Source organism: Malikia granosa (genome assembly GCF_002980595.1).
Classification (GTDB): Bacteria; Pseudomonadota; Gammaproteobacteria; order Burkholderiales; family Burkholderiaceae_C; genus Malikia; species Malikia granosa.
The window spans coordinates 201,964-215,899 of sequence record NZ_PVLQ01000027.1 but is presented as its reverse complement, the minus strand read 5'-3'; the positions used below and the strand labels follow the sequence as shown (position 1 = coordinate 215,899).

17 protein-coding genes are annotated in these 13,936 nt (G+C 66.5%); 10 read left to right on the top strand and 7 right to left on the bottom strand.

Annotated elements, in window-relative coordinates; genetic code table 11:
• Positions 1 to 72: 72 nt before the first annotated feature.
• Positions 73 to 399 carry a hypothetical protein gene (locus C6P64_RS18510; RefSeq protein ID WP_245911681.1) on the top strand — a complete coding sequence of 109 codons (327 nt, stop codon included), beginning with the start codon at positions 73 to 75 and terminating at the stop codon, positions 397 to 399.
• Positions 400 to 437: 38 nt separating this feature from the next.
• The gene (locus C6P64_RS08750; RefSeq protein ID WP_245911680.1) at positions 438 to 1,427 is read left to right on the top strand and encodes an esterase-like activity of phytase family protein; all 990 of its coding nucleotides are present in this window, start codon (positions 438 to 440) and stop codon (positions 1,425 to 1,427) included.
• Between the two features lie 66 nt (positions 1,428 to 1,493).
• On the opposite strand, the gene C6P64_RS08745 is transcribed toward C6P64_RS08750, so the two are convergent.
• Entirely contained in the window at positions 1,494 to 2,792 is a 1,299-nt protein-coding gene (locus C6P64_RS08745) for a CorA family divalent cation transporter (RefSeq protein ID WP_105748169.1), read from the bottom strand.
• A 152-nt stretch (positions 2,793 to 2,944) separates the two neighbouring features.
• Here C6P64_RS08745 and C6P64_RS08740 point away from each other — a divergent pair, with 152 nt between their 5' ends.
• From C6P64_RS08740 to C6P64_RS08725, 4 genes are all read left to right on the top strand, one after another.
• Positions 2,945 to 3,352 carry a RidA family protein gene (locus C6P64_RS08740; protein WP_105748168.1) on the top strand — a complete coding sequence of 136 codons (408 nt, stop codon included), beginning with the start codon at positions 2,945 to 2,947 and terminating at the stop codon, positions 3,350 to 3,352.
• 95 nt (positions 3,353 to 3,447) lie between these two features.
• Positions 3,448 to 4,158, top strand: coding sequence for an AzlC family ABC transporter permease (locus tag C6P64_RS08735; RefSeq protein WP_105748167.1), 711 nt, complete (start codon positions 3,448 to 3,450; stop codon positions 4,156 to 4,158).
• On the top strand, positions 4,151 to 4,480 hold the full coding sequence (locus C6P64_RS08730) for a branched-chain amino acid transporter permease (RefSeq protein WP_105748254.1): 330 nt from the start codon (positions 4,151 to 4,153) through the stop codon (positions 4,478 to 4,480). The genes C6P64_RS08735 and C6P64_RS08730 overlap by 8 nt, the downstream gene beginning before the upstream one ends.
• A 16-nt stretch (positions 4,481 to 4,496) precedes the next feature.
• The gene (locus tag C6P64_RS08725; RefSeq protein WP_105748166.1) at positions 4,497 to 4,733 is read left to right on the top strand and encodes an ATP-binding protein; all 237 of its coding nucleotides are present in this window, start codon (positions 4,497 to 4,499) and stop codon (positions 4,731 to 4,733) included.
• 52 nt (positions 4,734 to 4,785) lie between these two features.
• Here C6P64_RS08725 and C6P64_RS08720 read toward each other — a convergent pair whose 3' ends face one another.
• Complete coding sequence (locus tag C6P64_RS08720) at positions 4,786 to 5,025, bottom strand: hypothetical protein (RefSeq protein WP_105748165.1); 240 nt, start codon at positions 5,023 to 5,025, stop codon at positions 4,786 to 4,788.
• Positions 5,026 to 5,592: 567 nt separating this feature from the next.
• On the opposite strand from C6P64_RS08720, the gene trxA reads away from it, so the two are divergent.
• From trxA to C6P64_RS08700, 4 genes are all read left to right on the top strand, one after another.
• The gene (trxA, locus tag C6P64_RS08715; protein ID WP_105748164.1) at positions 5,593 to 5,925 is read left to right on the top strand and encodes a thioredoxin TrxA; all 333 of its coding nucleotides are present in this window, start codon (positions 5,593 to 5,595) and stop codon (positions 5,923 to 5,925) included.
• A gap of 165 nt (positions 5,926 to 6,090) precedes the next feature.
• Positions 6,091 to 7,353 carry a transcription termination factor Rho gene (gene rho, locus C6P64_RS08710; RefSeq protein WP_105748163.1) on the top strand — a complete coding sequence of 421 codons (1,263 nt, stop codon included), beginning with the start codon at positions 6,091 to 6,093 and terminating at the stop codon, positions 7,351 to 7,353.
• A gap of 87 nt (positions 7,354 to 7,440) precedes the next feature.
• Entirely contained in the window at positions 7,441 to 7,695 is a 255-nt protein-coding gene (locus C6P64_RS08705; protein WP_105748162.1) for a type B 50S ribosomal protein L31, read from the top strand.
• A 64-nt stretch (positions 7,696 to 7,759) separates the two neighbouring features.
• Positions 7,760 to 9,478 (top strand): hypothetical protein, encoded by a 1,719-nt coding sequence (locus C6P64_RS08700; RefSeq protein WP_245911679.1) that lies wholly within the window; start codon positions 7,760 to 7,762, stop codon positions 9,476 to 9,478.
• On the opposite strand, the gene phoR is transcribed toward C6P64_RS08700, so the two are convergent.
• Genes phoR through pstA form a run of 5 tightly spaced genes read right to left on the bottom strand, consistent with a single transcriptional unit; the run spans position 9,468 to position 13,934 of the window.
• Positions 9,468 to 10,817 carry a phosphate regulon sensor histidine kinase PhoR gene (phoR, locus tag C6P64_RS08695; protein WP_105748161.1) on the bottom strand — a complete coding sequence of 450 codons (1,350 nt, stop codon included), beginning with the start codon at positions 10,815 to 10,817 and terminating at the stop codon, positions 9,468 to 9,470. The two genes, C6P64_RS08700 and phoR, sit on opposite strands and share 11 nt — an antisense overlap.
• Positions 10,814 to 11,542, bottom strand: a complete 729-nt coding sequence (gene phoB, locus C6P64_RS08690) for a phosphate regulon transcriptional regulator PhoB (protein ID WP_105748160.1) — start codon at positions 11,540 to 11,542, stop codon at positions 10,814 to 10,816. Before phoB ends, phoR begins: the two co-directional genes overlap by 4 nt.
• Complete coding sequence (gene phoU, locus C6P64_RS08685) at positions 11,539 to 12,237, bottom strand: phosphate signaling complex protein PhoU (RefSeq protein WP_105748159.1); 699 nt, start codon at positions 12,235 to 12,237, stop codon at positions 11,539 to 11,541. The genes phoB and phoU overlap by 4 nt, the downstream gene beginning before the upstream one ends.
• Before the next feature lie 5 nt (positions 12,238 to 12,242).
• Positions 12,243 to 13,019 (bottom strand): phosphate ABC transporter ATP-binding protein PstB, encoded by a 777-nt coding sequence (gene pstB / locus C6P64_RS08680; protein ID WP_105748158.1) that lies wholly within the window; start codon positions 13,017 to 13,019, stop codon positions 12,243 to 12,245.
• 60 nt (positions 13,020 to 13,079) lie between these two features.
• Positions 13,080 to 13,934 carry a phosphate ABC transporter permease PstA gene (pstA, locus tag C6P64_RS08675; protein ID WP_105748157.1) on the bottom strand — a complete coding sequence of 285 codons (855 nt, stop codon included), beginning with the start codon at positions 13,932 to 13,934 and terminating at the stop codon, positions 13,080 to 13,082.
• Positions 13,935 to 13,936: the final 2 nt, after the last annotated feature.

The following is a 13,936-nucleotide window of genomic DNA, read 5'->3' as shown; positions in this document are numbered from 1 at the left end:
TCCGCCACGTCATCCAGGCTACATGAAGCCTCGCTAAGCTGGGCTGGCTATTTTCTTCATCAGCTGCAGACCATGAATCTCCGTCCCCTGACCCTCGCGATCGCCCTGACCCTGGGCACCAGCGCCGCCCTGGCCCAGACCGAAGTCGGCGCCACCCTCGCCGGCCATGCCTATCTGGCGGCCGACACCACGGTGAGCGCCCCGCGCGATGCCGGTCCGCTGTTCGCCACCAGCGGCAAGTTCGCCAACGGTAAGCGCCAGCGCGTGACCGAGCTCGGCAGCGTGCCAGCCAACACCTTCGTCGGCGACCCCAAGCAGCCGCGCGCCTCCGGCGGCTTCCTGCCGGTCAAGGGCCAGTCGGTGCAGGGCTTGTCTCGCTCGGCCAGGACGAGTTCCTGACCCTGACCGACAACGGCTTCGGCAACAAGGTCAACTCGATGGACGCGCTGCTGATGGTGCACCATGTCAAGGCCGACTGGGCCAGCGGCAAGGTCAAGCGGCTCAAGACCACCTTCCTGCATGATCCCGACCGCAAGGTGCCCTTCTTCATCCAGAACGAGAACACCAGCAAGCGCTACCTGACCGGTTCCGACTTCGACATCGAGTCGATCCAGCGCATCGGCAAGGAATGGTGGATCGGCGAGGAGTTCGGCCCCTATGTGCTGCGCACCGACGAGCAGGGCAAGGTGCTGGGCGTGATCGAGACCGTGGTCGGCGGCAAGTCCTACCAGAGCCCCGACCATTACCTGCACGCGCGCCCGGCCACGCCGGCACTGCTGCCCTTCAACGTGCGGCGCTCGGGCGGCTTCGAGCCGATGGCTCGCGCGCAAGACGGCAGCAAGGTCTATCCGATGTTCGAGTGGCCGCTGTGGGACGCCCAGGCCAACGGCTACGAAAGCCACAAGGGCAAGCCCTACACCCGCATCCTCGAGCTCGACGTGGCCAGCCAGCGCTACAGCGACCGGCAGTGGAAATACCGCTTCGAGCAGGCCGGCAACGTGGCGGCCGACTTCCAGCTGATCGGCGCGACCACCGGCCTGGTGATCGAGCGCGACGATGCCTCGGAAGGCGTGAGCCCGGCCTGCCCCGGCCTGCCGCGCACCGACTGCTTCACCCATCCGGCCCAGTTCAAGCGCCTCTACAAGATCGATCTGGCACAGACCGATGAGGACGGCTTCGTCAGGAAGATCGCCTACATCGACCTGACCCGCATCGCCAACCCCAAGGGCCTGGCGCGACTGGGCGACAACGGCGCGAACTTCGCCCTGCCCCACCTCGGCCCCGAGGGCCTGGCCGTGGTCGACGACGAACATGTCGCGCTCGTCAACGACAACAACTTCCCCTACTCCTCGGGCCGCACCCTGGGCCAGCCCGACCACAACGAGATCACCCTGCTCAACGTCAAGGCGCTGATCGAGGCCAGGTAAGCCTGGCGACCCCGCGCCTGGGGCGGCCGATGCCGGCCGCCCGGGCGCTGTGGCCCGGCCGCGGGATCAGCGCGGACTGCGCAGCCGCCGGCGCTCGAAATGCTTGAGCCCGACATAGGTCGCCAGCCCGATCAGCGCCGAACCGAGCGCGAACAGGCCGTAGGCCAGCGGCCAGGGTACGCCCGCCGTCATCATCGAGAACTCCGACATGCCGCCCATGCCGGCGAGCACGTTGATCGGCATGAAGACCACGCTGAAGATGGTCAGCTGGTTGACTCGCTTGTTCTGGTTGATGTTGATGAAGCCGATGGTGGCGTCCATCAGGAAGTTGATCTTGTCGAACAGGAAGGCGGTGTGGCTGTTGAGCGAGTCGATGTTGCGCAGGATCTGCTTGGCATCCTCCATCTGCGGCACGGTCAGCAGCCGGCCGCGCATCAGGAAGTTGAGCGCGCGCTGGGTGTCGAGGATGTTGGAGCGGATGCGGCCGTTCTGGTCCTCCTCCTCGGCGATGTCGGACAGGATGGAGGCCGCCTGCTCGTCGCTGACCGACTCGTTGAGCACCAGCTTGCCGACCTTGGCCAGGATGGCGTAGCTGTTCTCGAGCGAATCGGACGAGCATTCGACGTCGGCGCCATAGAGGTCGAGCAGCACGTCGATGGCATCGGTCACATAGCCCGGCTGGGTGCGCGCGAGCCGGCGCTGCAGCCGGAACACCGGCAGGTCCTCCTCGCGCAACGAGAACAAGATGCCGCGGTACAGCACGAAGGCCACCGGCACGCTGCGCGAGTCGCCCGCGCGGTCGAGCAGGAAGTTCGAGTGCAGGTGGATCGCGTCGTTGTCCTCGATGTGGAAGCGCGCGCTGACCTCGAGGTCGGTCACGTCGAGCGGATCGGGCAGCTCGACGCCGAAATGCGCGCCGATGTAGGCGCGCTGCGCCTTGCTGGCATGGATCAGGTCGACCCAGACCGGGCGCACGCCCTCGAGGTCGCGCTTGCCGGTGTAGGGCATCTGGCGCAGCTTGCCGTCGACCAGCTCGAAGATGCTGATCTTGCTGCCCTCGATGTCGGGCTCGCGTCCGCCGGCGAGCTCGAGCCGGCGCTCGTCCGACATCTCCCACAGGATGTCGTTGATGCGCGCCTCGGGAATGCGCTGCCAGAGCTCGCGCGCCTGCTCGAGCGACAGCCCGTCGAGCGTCTCGCCGAGCTCGGCCGCCGTCTGGCGCTTGATCGCGTTGGCCAGCTCGGCCTCGTGCTGCTTGTGCACCAGCACCTCGGCGACCTCGTGACGCGACATCTTCTGGCTTCGGACGACCTGATCGACCAGTTTTTGCCTGTCCAGCATTTCCTTGAATTTTTCTATCGACATGGCTCGTGGCGCGTAAGGAGCCGCATGGATCAGGCGGCGCAAGGTGACGAAAGACCCGGCCGGGCCCATGCTCCGATTATCAGCCCCCGTCGCCATCGCACGGATGCGCTAGAGTGACAGCCTTGCATAACCAGACTGTGACAGGAGACCCCGTGAGCGATCGCGAAGCCATCATTCCGCCCGGCATGGAAGCCGTCTACCAGGACATCCGCTACGCGCCGGCGGTGCGCGCCGGCAACACGCTCTACATCTCGGGCCAGATCGGCCGCGACGAGCAGATGCAGCTGGTCGAGGACAAGGAGGCACAGTTCGTGCAGACCTTCGAGAACCTCGGCAAGGTGCTGGCAGCGGCCGGCGCGAGCTTCGACGACGTGGTCGATGTCACGAGCTTTCACACCGACATGCGCGACCTGCCGCTCTACATGAAGGTGCGCGACCGCTACTTCACGCGCAACTTTCCGGCCTGGACCGCGATCGGCGCAGCCCAGCTCTGCGGCCAGCCGGGCTACTTCCTCGAAGTCAAGGCGACTGCGGTGCTGCCGGATCGGCGCACGAGCTGAACGGGGCAAGGCCAGTCCAGGCCCGCCAGGCTGAGCCGGACTTGCCGATCGGCGCCATCGTTGACAATAGCGGGGCCCAACCAGCCCCCTTGCGCATGCCAGACCGTTCCAGCCACAGTGCCAACAATCCCTCACACCCGGCCCCGCCGAGCTCACTGCTCGCGCTGACCACTCCGGTCGCGATGGGCTACATCCCGCTCGGGACCGTGTTCGGCTTCCTGTTCGTGCAGGCCGGCGCTCACTGGTCGCTGGCCTGGCTCTCGAGCCTGCTGATCTATGCCGGCGCCGCGCAGTACATGATGGTCCCGATGCTGGCCGCCGGCATGCCGCTGGCCGCGATCGCGCTGGCCACGCTGGTGGTCAACCTGCGCCACATCTTCTATGGCCTGTCGCTGCTCGAGCGGCTGCCGCGCGGGCGCCTGCTGCGCGGCTACATGGCCTTCGCGCTGACCGACGAGACCTACTCGATCCTGACCACCCTGCCCGCGAGCACCCCGCCGCGCCAGATGGCGCTGCTGGCCCTGCTCAACCATGGCTGGTGGCTGCTCGGCACGGCGCTCGGCGCGCTGATCGGCAGCCAGGCCCGCCTGACGCTGGCCGGGCTGGACTTCGTGCTCGCCGCGCTGTTCGCCGTGCTGACGGTCGAGCAGTGGCGCAGCCGGCGCCAGGCGACGCCGGTCTGGGTCGCGCTGGCGGCCTATGGGCTGGCCTATCCGGTCGCGCCCCAGCATGCGCTGGTGCTGGCCATCGCCCTGAGCCTGGGCGCCGGCTTCTGGCTGGCAGACAAATCCGATGCCGATGATTGAACCCACCTACGCCCTGGGCGCCATCGCCGTGATGGCGCTGATCACCTTCGCGCTGCGCGCCCTGCCCTTCGTCGCCTCGCGCTGGCTGCAAAGCCACGCCATCGTGCGCCGGCTCGGCCGCTTCCTGCCGCTGGCCATCATGACCCTGCTGCTGCTGCACACGCTGGTGGGATCGGCGCGCGAACATGCATCCGGCCCCTGGCCCGAGCTGCTTAGCGCCGGCCTGGCGGCAGGGCTGCAATGGCGCAGCCGCAACCCGCTGCTGAGCATCCTGGCCGGCACCGGCCTGTACGTGCTGCTGCGCAACCTCGGCGCGAGCTGAAGCAGCAGGACGCCCCATGCCCGGCGACACCCCCAGCCAGCGCGGCCAGCGGCTGCCAGCGATCGACCTCAAGCGCTGCACCGGCTGCGGCTGGTGCGTGGCGGCCTGCCCGCTCGACCTGCTCTCGCTCGAGCGCAGCGGCTGGAAGAAGCATTCCAGCCTGCACGATGCCCATCTCTGCACCGGCTGCGCCTACTGCGCGATTCGTTGTCCGTTCGGCGTCATCACGATGCAGGAACCGCCGCTGGAATAGCGGCCTGGACCATGGCGCCAGCGGGCCGGGCCGCCTGCGCGGCGCGGCAGGCTCAGCCCTCGACCACCAGCGTGGTCTCGAGCCTGTCGCCGCTGGCGGGCTCGAGCGTGGTCAGGGTCAGGCCGGCGGCGGCCGAGACCTCGTCGTCGTCCGGCCAGTCGAGGTCCTCGGGCGGACCGTCGTATTCGGCCACGAGCTTGTAGAGCTCGCCGACCACGCTCTCGTCACCGGCATAGCCCTGGTGCTGCAGCGTGAAGTTGACCCCGCCCCTGGTAATCACGATATCGTCCATCCGGCCCTCCTCTGGATTTGCCTCGCGTTGTGCTGTCGATGGTCGGACAAGCGCTGGCTGGCGTCAAGGGCGATGCGGCAGGCAAGTCGATCATTTTGATCAGATGAAAGGGGGCATCTTATGCACATGCCCCGAAGCAAAAACAGCATTGCAGCCCCCGACGACACGGCTCCGTCACAATTTCATACACTCCTTGCAAGTAATTGATTTTATTTATTTTTTATTGATGCCTATTTTATGGGCAAACCACTTCCGGCGCCTTTTTCTCGAGGGGCAGGCCCAGCGTTCCACGACTTTCCCACAATGTTATCCACAGAAATTCTGGGCAACTGCCGAAATTCGTGAAAAATCAATGACTTGGCAAAGTGTTGCCGGCCGGAGCGGAAATGCCTGCCGGAGCCGCCATGCGGCACGCCGGCAACGACCAGGAAACGCCAGATCGGCCGCTCCTGCGCCGCCAAGGCCGGCGGCGCTCGCGGCCCGGTACCGGGGTCTATAATGTTTTGATTCTGGCGCCTGATCCACAGGTGCTCACCACCAGCAACCGCGAACCGATCCAGACTAGCCATGGCCAACGAGCTGATCAAACAAGTTACCGACGCAACCTTCGAAACCGAAGTCATCAATGCCGGCTCGCCGGTGTTGGTCGACTTCTGGGCCGAGTGGTGCGGTCCCTGCAAGATGATTGCTCCTATCCTTGACGAAGTCGCCACCAGCTACCAGGGCAAGCTGCAGGTCGCGAAGATGAACGTCGACGACAACCGCGAAGTCCCGGCCAAGTTCGGCATCCGCGGCATCCCGACGCTGATGGTGTTCAAGGACGGCCAGCTCGCCGCGACCAAGGTCGGCGCGCTGAGCAAGGCCCAGTTGACCGCCTTCATCGACCAGCAACTGGCCTGAGGCAAGTCCCAGCCGCTCCGGTGCAAGGCCGGGGCGGTTTCCTGTCATAATGGCCTGACACAGCGCCCCAGACAGGCCTTTCCCCTTTCGATGCCACGCGCCAGCTCAGCCGCGTCGACATCCACCCCCCATCACTTACACCACTCCCGCTGCGGAGTAACGTCCATGCATCTGAACGAACTCAAGGCACTGCACGTGTCTGAAGTGCTCAAGCAAGCCGAAGCCCTGGAAATCGAGAACACCGGCCGCATGCGCAAGCAGGAGCTGATGTTCGCGATCATCAAGAAGCGCGCCAAGACCGGCGAGCTGGTGTTCGCCGACGGCGTGCTCGAAGTCCTGCCCGATGGCTTCGGCTTCCTGCGCGCGATGGACACCAGCTTCACGGCGTCCACCGACGACATCTACATCTCGCCGAGCCAGATCCGCCGCTTCAACCTGCACACCGGCGACATGATCGAGGGCGAGGTCCGGATTCCGAAGGACGGCGAGCGCTACTTCGCGCTCAACAAGCTCGACAAGATCAACGGCCTGCCGCCCGAGCAGAACAAGCACAAGATCATGTTCGAGAACCTCACGCCGCTGTTCCCGAAGGAGCAGATGAAGCTCGAGCGCGAGATGAAGGGCGAGGAGAACGTGACCGGCCGCGTGATCGACATCATCGCGCCGATCGGCAAGGGCCAGCGCGCGCTGATCGTGGCACCCCCGAAGAGCGGCAAGACGGTGATGATGCAGCATATCTGCCACGCCATCACGACCAACCACCCGGAAGTCGAGCTGATGGTGCTGCTGGTCGACGAGCGCCCGGAAGAAGTCACCGAGATGCAGCGCACCGTGCGCGGCGACGTGATCGCTTCCACCTTCGACGAGCCGGCCGCGCGCCATGTGCATGTGGCCGAGATGGTGATCGAGCGCGCCAAGCGCCTGGTCGAACTGAAAAAGGACGTGGTGATCCTGCTCGACTCGATCACGCGACTGGCGCGCGCCTACAACAACGTGCTGCCGAGCTCGGGCAAGGTGCTGACCGGCGGCGTCGACGCCAATGCGCTGCAGCGCCCCAAGCGCTTCTTCGGCGCCGCGCGCAATGTCGAGGAAGGCGGCTCGCTGACCATCATCGCGACCGCGCTGGTCGATACCGGCAGCCGCATGGACGAGGTGATCTTCGAGGAATTCAAGGGCACCGGCAACTGCGAGATCCACCTCGACCGCCGCCTGTACGAGAAGCGCGTCTTCCCCTCGATCCAGCTCAACCGCAGCGGCACGCGCCGCGAGGAACTGCTGCTGCAGCCCGAGATCCTGCAGAAGACCCGCATCCTGCGCCAGTTCATGTACAACATGGACGAGATCGAGGCGATGGAGATGGTGCTCAAGAGCATGAAGCAGACCAAGAACAACCACGAGTTCTTCGACCTCATGCGCCGCGGCGGTTGAGGCTATAATCAAAGGCTTTTGGCGGAAAGTTCATCCGGAATAGGCTGGATGCGGCTGCCGCCGCTGACCCAATACTTAGGAAATGCGATGAAAGAAGGCATTCACCCCAACTACCGCGAAGTCTGCTTCGTGGACCTGTCCAACGGCTTCAAGTTCGTGACCCGCTCCTGCGCCAACACGAAGGAGATGATCGAGATGGAAGACGGCCGCAAGCTGCCGCTGTTCAAGCTGGATACCTCGAGCGAATCGCACCCGTTCTACACCGGCACCCAGAAGTCGGTCGACACCATGGGCGGCCGCGTCGAGAAGTTCCGCAACCGCTTCGCCCGCAGCGTCAAGTAATTCTTGGTCGCTTTCGAGCCCCGAAAAAAGCAGCCTCCGGGCTGCTTTTTTTTATCATGGAGCCATGGTGCCTGAGCTGCATTCCCCTACCCCGGCAATCGTCTCCCAGCAGGCGGCGCGCAGGCTGCCACGCTGGATCCTGCTGCTGCTCGGACTGGTCTATGTGCTGCCCGGCCTGCTCGGCCGCCAGCCCTGGAGCGGCCCTGACCTGGCCTCGTTCGGCGTCATGCTCGAGCTGGCTCAGGGTGCGGGCGACTGGCTGCATCCGCAACTGCTGGGCGAACCCGCCGCGGTCCAGGCCTGGCTGCCCTACTGGCTGGGAGCCGCCAGCATCAAGCTGCTGCCCTTCCTGCCGGCCGAGCTCGCCGCGCGCCTGCCCTACGGGCTGCTGCTCGCGCTGGCGCTGAGCTGCACCTGGATGGCGGCCTACCAGCTCGCCAGCCTGCCCAATGCGCAGCCGGTCGCCTTCGCCTTCGGCGGCGAAGCCCGGCCGCAGGACTATGCGCGCGCGCTGGCCGACGCGGCGCTGCTGGCGCTGGTCGCCAGCCTGGGTCTGGCCCAGCTGGCGCACGAGACCACGCCGGATGCGGCCCAGCTGGCCTTTGCGTCGCTGCTGCTGTTTGCCTGCGCGCGTCTGTCGAGTCCGGGCAGCCGCTGGCGCGGCGTCAGCGCAGCCGCCTGGTGGCTGGGTGCCGTCGGCCTGGCACTCAGCGGTGCGCCCTGGGTCGGACTGGCCCTGGGCGGCGGCTGGCTGGCCTGGTCGCTGCGGCTCAAGCGCTCAGGCCGCAACGGTGCCGCAGACCCATGGCTGCTGGCGTTCTGCGCCTCCGGCACCCTGCTGGCGGCGCTGCTGGCCTGGCGGCTCGAGCTGCCGAGCCGCTTCGAGCAGCTCAGCGACTGGGCGGCCTGGACCGACCTGGCGCATTGGCGCCGCTTCGGTCGGCTGCTGCTGTGGTTCAGCTGGCCAGCCGGCCTGCTCGCACTGCTGACGGTCTGGCGCTGGCGCCGGCGCCTGGGCAACACCCACCTGCTGCTGCCAATCTGGTTCGCCGTGGTCGGCATGGCTTCTTGCTGGCTGCTCGATGCCAGCGACCGCGCGCTGCTGCTGGCGCTGCCCGCACTGGCCTGCCTGGCAGCCTTCGCGCTGCCGACGCTGTCGCGCAGCGTGACCGCGCTGATCGACTGGTTCGCGCTGCTGTTCTTCAGCGGCTGCGCGCTGCTGATCTGGTTCTACTGGCTGGCGCTGCAGACCGGTGCGCCGGCCAAGCCCGCCGCCAATGTGCTGCGCCTGCTGCCCGGCTTCAAGCCGGAACTCGACTGGACGCTGCTGCTGCCGGCTCTGCTCGGCAGCCTGGCCTGGCTGATCGCGCTGGCCTGGCGGCTCGGGCGCTACCGGCCTGCGCTCTGGAAGGGGCTGGTGCTGTCGGCCGGCGGCAGCACGCTGTGCTGGCTGCTGCTGATGACGCTCTGGCTGCCGGCCTTGAACTATGGCATGGGGCAGGAGCCGATCTCGCGGCGCATCGCGGCACTGGCGCCTGCGGGCAGCTGCGTGCTGGTGCACGGCCTCAATGGCTCGCAGATCGCAGGTCTGCAATACCATGGCGGCCTCAAGCTCGAGCGTGCCAGGCGCGACCGGCGCAGCGACTGCCAGCTGCTGGTGGTCGAGCCCAAGGCCGCTGCCCGGCTGGCGCAGACCGTCGACCTGTCGCAGTGGCGCGCGCTGCGCAAGGTGCCGCGCCTGCGCGAGAACCGCGACGGCCTGCTGGTCTATCTCAGGCGCTGATGGCGTCTGCCGGCTTGGCCGGGAGGTCGAGCGGGCGGACCCGGCTGGCCGGCAGCTGGATGCGGAAGGTCGAACCCTGGCCGACCACGCTGTCGATGCGCAGCTGGCCGCCGTGGCGCTGCACCACATGCTTGACGATGGCCAGTCCCAGGCCGGTGCCGCCGGTCTCGCGCGAACGGCTGCGGTCGACGCGGTAGAAGCGCTCGGTCAGGCGCGGGACATGCTCGGCCTCGATGCCAGGGCCGGTATCGCTGACCCAGTATTCGGCACCGCCCTGCGGCAGCAGGCGCCAGCCGGCACGAATGACGCCACCCGGTGGCGTGTAGCGCACGGCATTGCTGAGCAGGTTGGACATCGCGCTCAGCAGTTCGGTGCGCGAACCGGCGAGCTCGAAGTCGGCCCCGGCATCGGCGCAGATGTCGTGCGAGCCTTCGGCGATCAGGTCGGACAGGGAACGACCATCCTCGACCACATGGTCGAGCAGTTCATGGGCGGGCATCCACTCGGCGGTGCCGGGCGCCGGCGTGCCTTCGAGGCGTGACAGCAGCAGCAAGTCGTTGACCAGGGTCATCATGCGCTGCGACTGCTGGTTCATCAGCAGCAGATAGCGCTCGCGCTCCTCGGCCGACAGGTCGTAGCTCAGCAGGGTCTCGACGAAGCCGCTCAGCACGGTCAGCGGGGTGCGGATCTCGTGCGAGACATTGGCGACGAAATCGCGCCGCATGGTGTCGGCCAGCTCGACGCTGGTGATGTCGCGCGTCAGCAGCAGCTTGTTGCCAAAGCCGTAGGAATGGAGCTGGAGCGAGATCCGGCTCGGCTGCACGCCGGCCAGGGCGCGCACCTGGATCTCGACCGGCTGGGAATAGTCGCCGCCCTTGAGGTAGGCGACGAAGGCCGGATCGCGCACCAGGTTGAGCAGGTGCTGGCCCAGGTCGCGCTTGACATCGAAGCCGAGATGGTCGGCCACGGCCTGGTTGCACAGGATGATGCGCTCGGCGCTGTCGAGCACCAGCAGACCGTTGGGCGAGGCCTCGAAGGCGGCGATCAGCTGCTGCAGCCGGTCCTCGACCTTGCGTGTCTCGCGCTGCAGCAGCTTGAAGCCCTTCTGGCTGCGCTCGACCAGCTCGGTCCAGTCGTCCGGCAGATCGGGCGCCGCCGACGGGTGGCCCTGGCGCAGCCAGTCGCGAAAGCGCCCGAGCCGGTGCTGGTCTATCATCAGCCAGAGCATGGCGCCGGTGCCGGCACCGCCGATCAGCTGCAGCGGCTCGGCATCGAGGACCAGTGCCGCGGAGCCGCCGGCAGCCGTCAGGGCCAACAGCTCGATCAGGCGCCTGATCATGCCGAAGCGGCGATGCCGGGCCGCAGCGACTTGAGCACGGCCTGCGCGCTCAGGCGGTAGCCGGCGCCGCGCACGGTCTCGATCATCTTGCCGGCCTCGCCGAGCGACTCGCGCAGGCGCTTGACATGGACGTCGACGGTGCGCTCCTCGATGAAGACATGGTCGCCCCAGACCCGGTCGAGCAGCGAGCCGCGCGTGTGCACGCGCTCGGGATGCTTCATGAGGAAATGCAGCAGCTTGAACTCGGTCGGGCCGACCTTGAGCTCGCGCCCCTGGTGGCTGACGCGGTAGGTCGCGGCATCGAGGTGCAGCTCGCCGACCTGGACCGAATCGTTGACGATCTCGGGCGCGCGGCGGCGCAGGACGGCGCGGATGCGCGCGAGCAGCTCATGGGTCGAGAACGGCTTGGTGACATAGTCGTCGGCCCCGGCATCGAGTCCCTGCACCTTGTCCGACTCCTCGGTCCGGGCGGTCAGCATGATGATGGGGACCGGCTTGGTGCGCTCCTGCGAACGCCAGCGCTTGGCCAGCGCGACACCGCTCTCGCCCGGCAGCATCCAGTCGAGCAGGACGACATCGGGCAGGACGGCATCGATCTCGCGCTGGGCAGCGGCGCCATCGAACACGACCGTGGGGGCAAAGCCGTTGTGGCGCAGGTTGACGGCGATCAGTTCAGCGATCGCCGGCTCGTCCTCCACCACCAGCACGCGCGGCATCTTCCTCATTTGATAGCCGCCTCCCGCTCCGCTTCCGTGGTGTGACGGACGTCGGCGCCCTTGGCGATGTAGATCACGGCCTCGGCGATGTTGGCGGCATGGTCGCCGATGCGCTCGATCGCACGCGCCAGGAACATCAGGTTCAGCCCCGAGCTGATGGTGCGCGGGTCTTCCATCATGTAGGTCAGCAGCTTGCGCGTCAGGCCTTCATGCTCGACGTCGATCGCCTCGTCGCCCTTGATCACGGTCAGCGCGGCCTTGACATCCATGCGCGCGAAGGCATCGAGCGAGCGATGCAGCAGGTCGGAGGCCAGGCTGCCGGCCACGCGCAGCTCGGTGGTCGGCAGCGCGCGCGGCATGCCGTTGTCCAGCGTGGACTTGAGCATCTTGGCGATGGTGCAGACCTCGTCGCCGGCGCGCTCGAGATTGATGATGATGCGCGCGGTGCCGACCAGCAGGCGCAGGTCGCGCGCGGTCGGCTGGCGCCGGCTCATGGTCGAGGTCACGTCATGGTCGATCTGCACTTCCATGCGGTTGACCTTGTCCTCGATCTCGAGCACCTGGGTGCAGGTCTCGGCGCTCAGGTGCGACAGCGCGTAGAGCACCTGCTGCAGCTGGGACTCGACGACGCCGCCCATCTCGAGCACCTGGGTCGAGATGCGGTTGAGCTCGGCGTCGAACTGGCTGGAGAGATGTTTTTCCATCGTGATCAACCAAACCTTCCTGTGATGTAGTCTTCGGTTTCGCTGCGTTGCGGCTTGAAGAAGATCTGCTCGGTGGTGCCGTACTCGACCAGGTTGCCCAGGTACATGTAGGCGGTGAAGTCCGAGCAGCGGGCGGCCTGCTGCATGTTGTGGGTCACGATCGCGATCGTGTAGTCGTTCTTGAGCTCGTGCACCAGCTCCTCGACCTTGCCGGTCGAGATCGGGTCGAGCGCCGAGGTCGGCTCGTCGAGCAGCAGGACCTTGGGCTTGACCGCGACGCTGCGCGCGATGCACAGGCGTTGCTGCTGGCCGCCGGAGAGCGACAGGCCGCTCTGGTTGAGCTTGTCCTTGACCTCGTTCCAGAGCGCGGACTTGGATAAAGCCCATTCGACGCGGTCGTCCATGTCGGACTTGCTCAGGCTCTCGTACAGCTTGACGCCGAAGGCGATGTTGTCGTAGATCGACATCGGGAACGGGGTGGGCTTCTGGAACACCATGCCGATGCGCGCGCGCAGCAGGTTCAGGTCCTGCTTGGGATCGAGGATGTTGTTGCCGTAGAAGTTGATCTCGCCCTCGGCACGCTGGCCCGGATAGAGGCTGTACATGCGGTTGAGGGTGCGCAGCAGGGTGGACTTGCCGCAGCCCGACGGACCGATGAAGGCGGTGACCTTGTTCTCGGCGATGTCGAGGTTGATGTTCTTGAGGCCCTGGAACTTGCCGTAGTAGAAGTTCAGGTTGCGCACCTCGATGGCGTTCTTGAGCTCGGTGGTGGTGGCGGTCATGGGAAGGGGTTCTCGCTGAAGGGGTTCAGTGGAGGATGGGTTTCAGGCGGGCGAGACAGCTCAGCCAGCCACCTTTTCGCGGAAGAAGACGCGGGCCAGGATGTTGAGCACCAGCACCGTCATGGTGATCAGCAGCGCGCCGCCCCAGGCCAGGCGGACCCAGTTGTCGTAGGGGCTCATGGCGAACTGGTAGATCACGACCGGCAGGTTGGCGATCGGCTTGGACATGTCCGAGCTGAAGAACTGGTTGTTCAGCGCCGTGAACAGCAGCGGGGCGGTCTCGCCGCTGATGCGGGCGATGGCCAGCAGCAGGCCGGTGATGACGCCGCTCTTGGCCGCGCGCAGGGTGATGAAGGTGGCGACCTTCCAGCGCGGTGCGCCCAGGCCGAAGGCGGCCTCGCGCAGCGTCGGCGGCACCAGGCGCAGCATGTTCTCGGTGGTGCGGACCATGACCGGAATCGCGATCAGCGACAGCGCGATGGTGCCGGCCCAGCCCGAGAAATGGCCGACCTGGGCCACGAAGATCGCGTAGACGAACAGGCCCAGCACGATCGAGGGCGCCGACAGCATGATGTCGGTCACGAAGCGGGTCAGCTCGGCGGTCTTGCTCTGGTCGCCGTACTCGGCCAGGTAGACGCCGGCGAAGACGCCGACCGGGGTCGCGATCAGGATCGTGAAGCCGACGATCAGCAGGCTGCCGTAGATGGCGTTGGCCAGGCCGCCACCTTCGGTGCCGGGTGCCGGGGTCGACTGGGTGAACATGTTCCAGTCCAGCGCGGACAGGCCGTTGGCGAACAGCACGCTGAGGATCCAGAGCAGCACGATCAGGCCCAGCACCATGGCAAGCATGGACAGGGTCAGGCCGATCGCGTTGGCCGTCTTGCGGCGGCGATACAGGAGGGAAGTGTTTTGCATAT

Coding starts and splice junctions, on each gene's coding strand:
- C6P64_RS18510 (WP_245911681.1), top strand. CDS start 73: ATGAATCTCCGTCCCCTGACCCTCGCGATCGCCCTGACCCTGGGCACC.
- C6P64_RS08750 (WP_245911680.1), top strand. CDS start 438: ATGGACGCGCTGCTGATGGTGCACCATGTCAAGGCCGACTGGGCCAGC.
- C6P64_RS08745 (WP_105748169.1), bottom strand. CDS start 2,792: ATGTCGATAGAAAAATTCAAGGAAATGCTGGACAGGCAAAAACTGGTC.
- C6P64_RS08735 (WP_105748167.1), top strand. CDS start 3,448: ATGCCAGACCGTTCCAGCCACAGTGCCAACAATCCCTCACACCCGGCC.
- C6P64_RS08730 (WP_105748254.1), top strand. CDS start 4,151: ATGATTGAACCCACCTACGCCCTGGGCGCCATCGCCGTGATGGCGCTG.
- C6P64_RS08725 (WP_105748166.1), top strand. CDS start 4,497: ATGCCCGGCGACACCCCCAGCCAGCGCGGCCAGCGGCTGCCAGCGATC.
- C6P64_RS08720 (WP_105748165.1), bottom strand. CDS start 5,025: ATGGACGATATCGTGATTACCAGGGGCGGGGTCAACTTCACGCTGCAG.
- trxA (WP_105748164.1), top strand. CDS start 5,593: ATGGCCAACGAGCTGATCAAACAAGTTACCGACGCAACCTTCGAAACC.
- rho (WP_105748163.1), top strand. CDS start 6,091: ATGCATCTGAACGAACTCAAGGCACTGCACGTGTCTGAAGTGCTCAAG.
- C6P64_RS08705 (WP_105748162.1), top strand. CDS start 7,441: ATGAAAGAAGGCATTCACCCCAACTACCGCGAAGTCTGCTTCGTGGAC.
- C6P64_RS08700 (WP_245911679.1), top strand. CDS start 7,760: ATGGTGCCTGAGCTGCATTCCCCTACCCCGGCAATCGTCTCCCAGCAG.
- phoR (WP_105748161.1), bottom strand. CDS start 10,817: ATGATCAGGCGCCTGATCGAGCTGTTGGCCCTGACGGCTGCCGGCGGC.
- phoB (WP_105748160.1), bottom strand. CDS start 11,542: ATGAGGAAGATGCCGCGCGTGCTGGTGGTGGAGGACGAGCCGGCGATC.
- phoU (WP_105748159.1), bottom strand. CDS start 12,237: ATGGAAAAACATCTCTCCAGCCAGTTCGACGCCGAGCTCAACCGCATC.
- pstB (WP_105748158.1), bottom strand. CDS start 13,019: ATGACCGCCACCACCACCGAGCTCAAGAACGCCATCGAGGTGCGCAAC.
- pstA (WP_105748157.1), bottom strand. CDS start 13,934: ATGCAAAACACTTCCCTCCTGTATCGCCGCCGCAAGACGGCCAACGCG.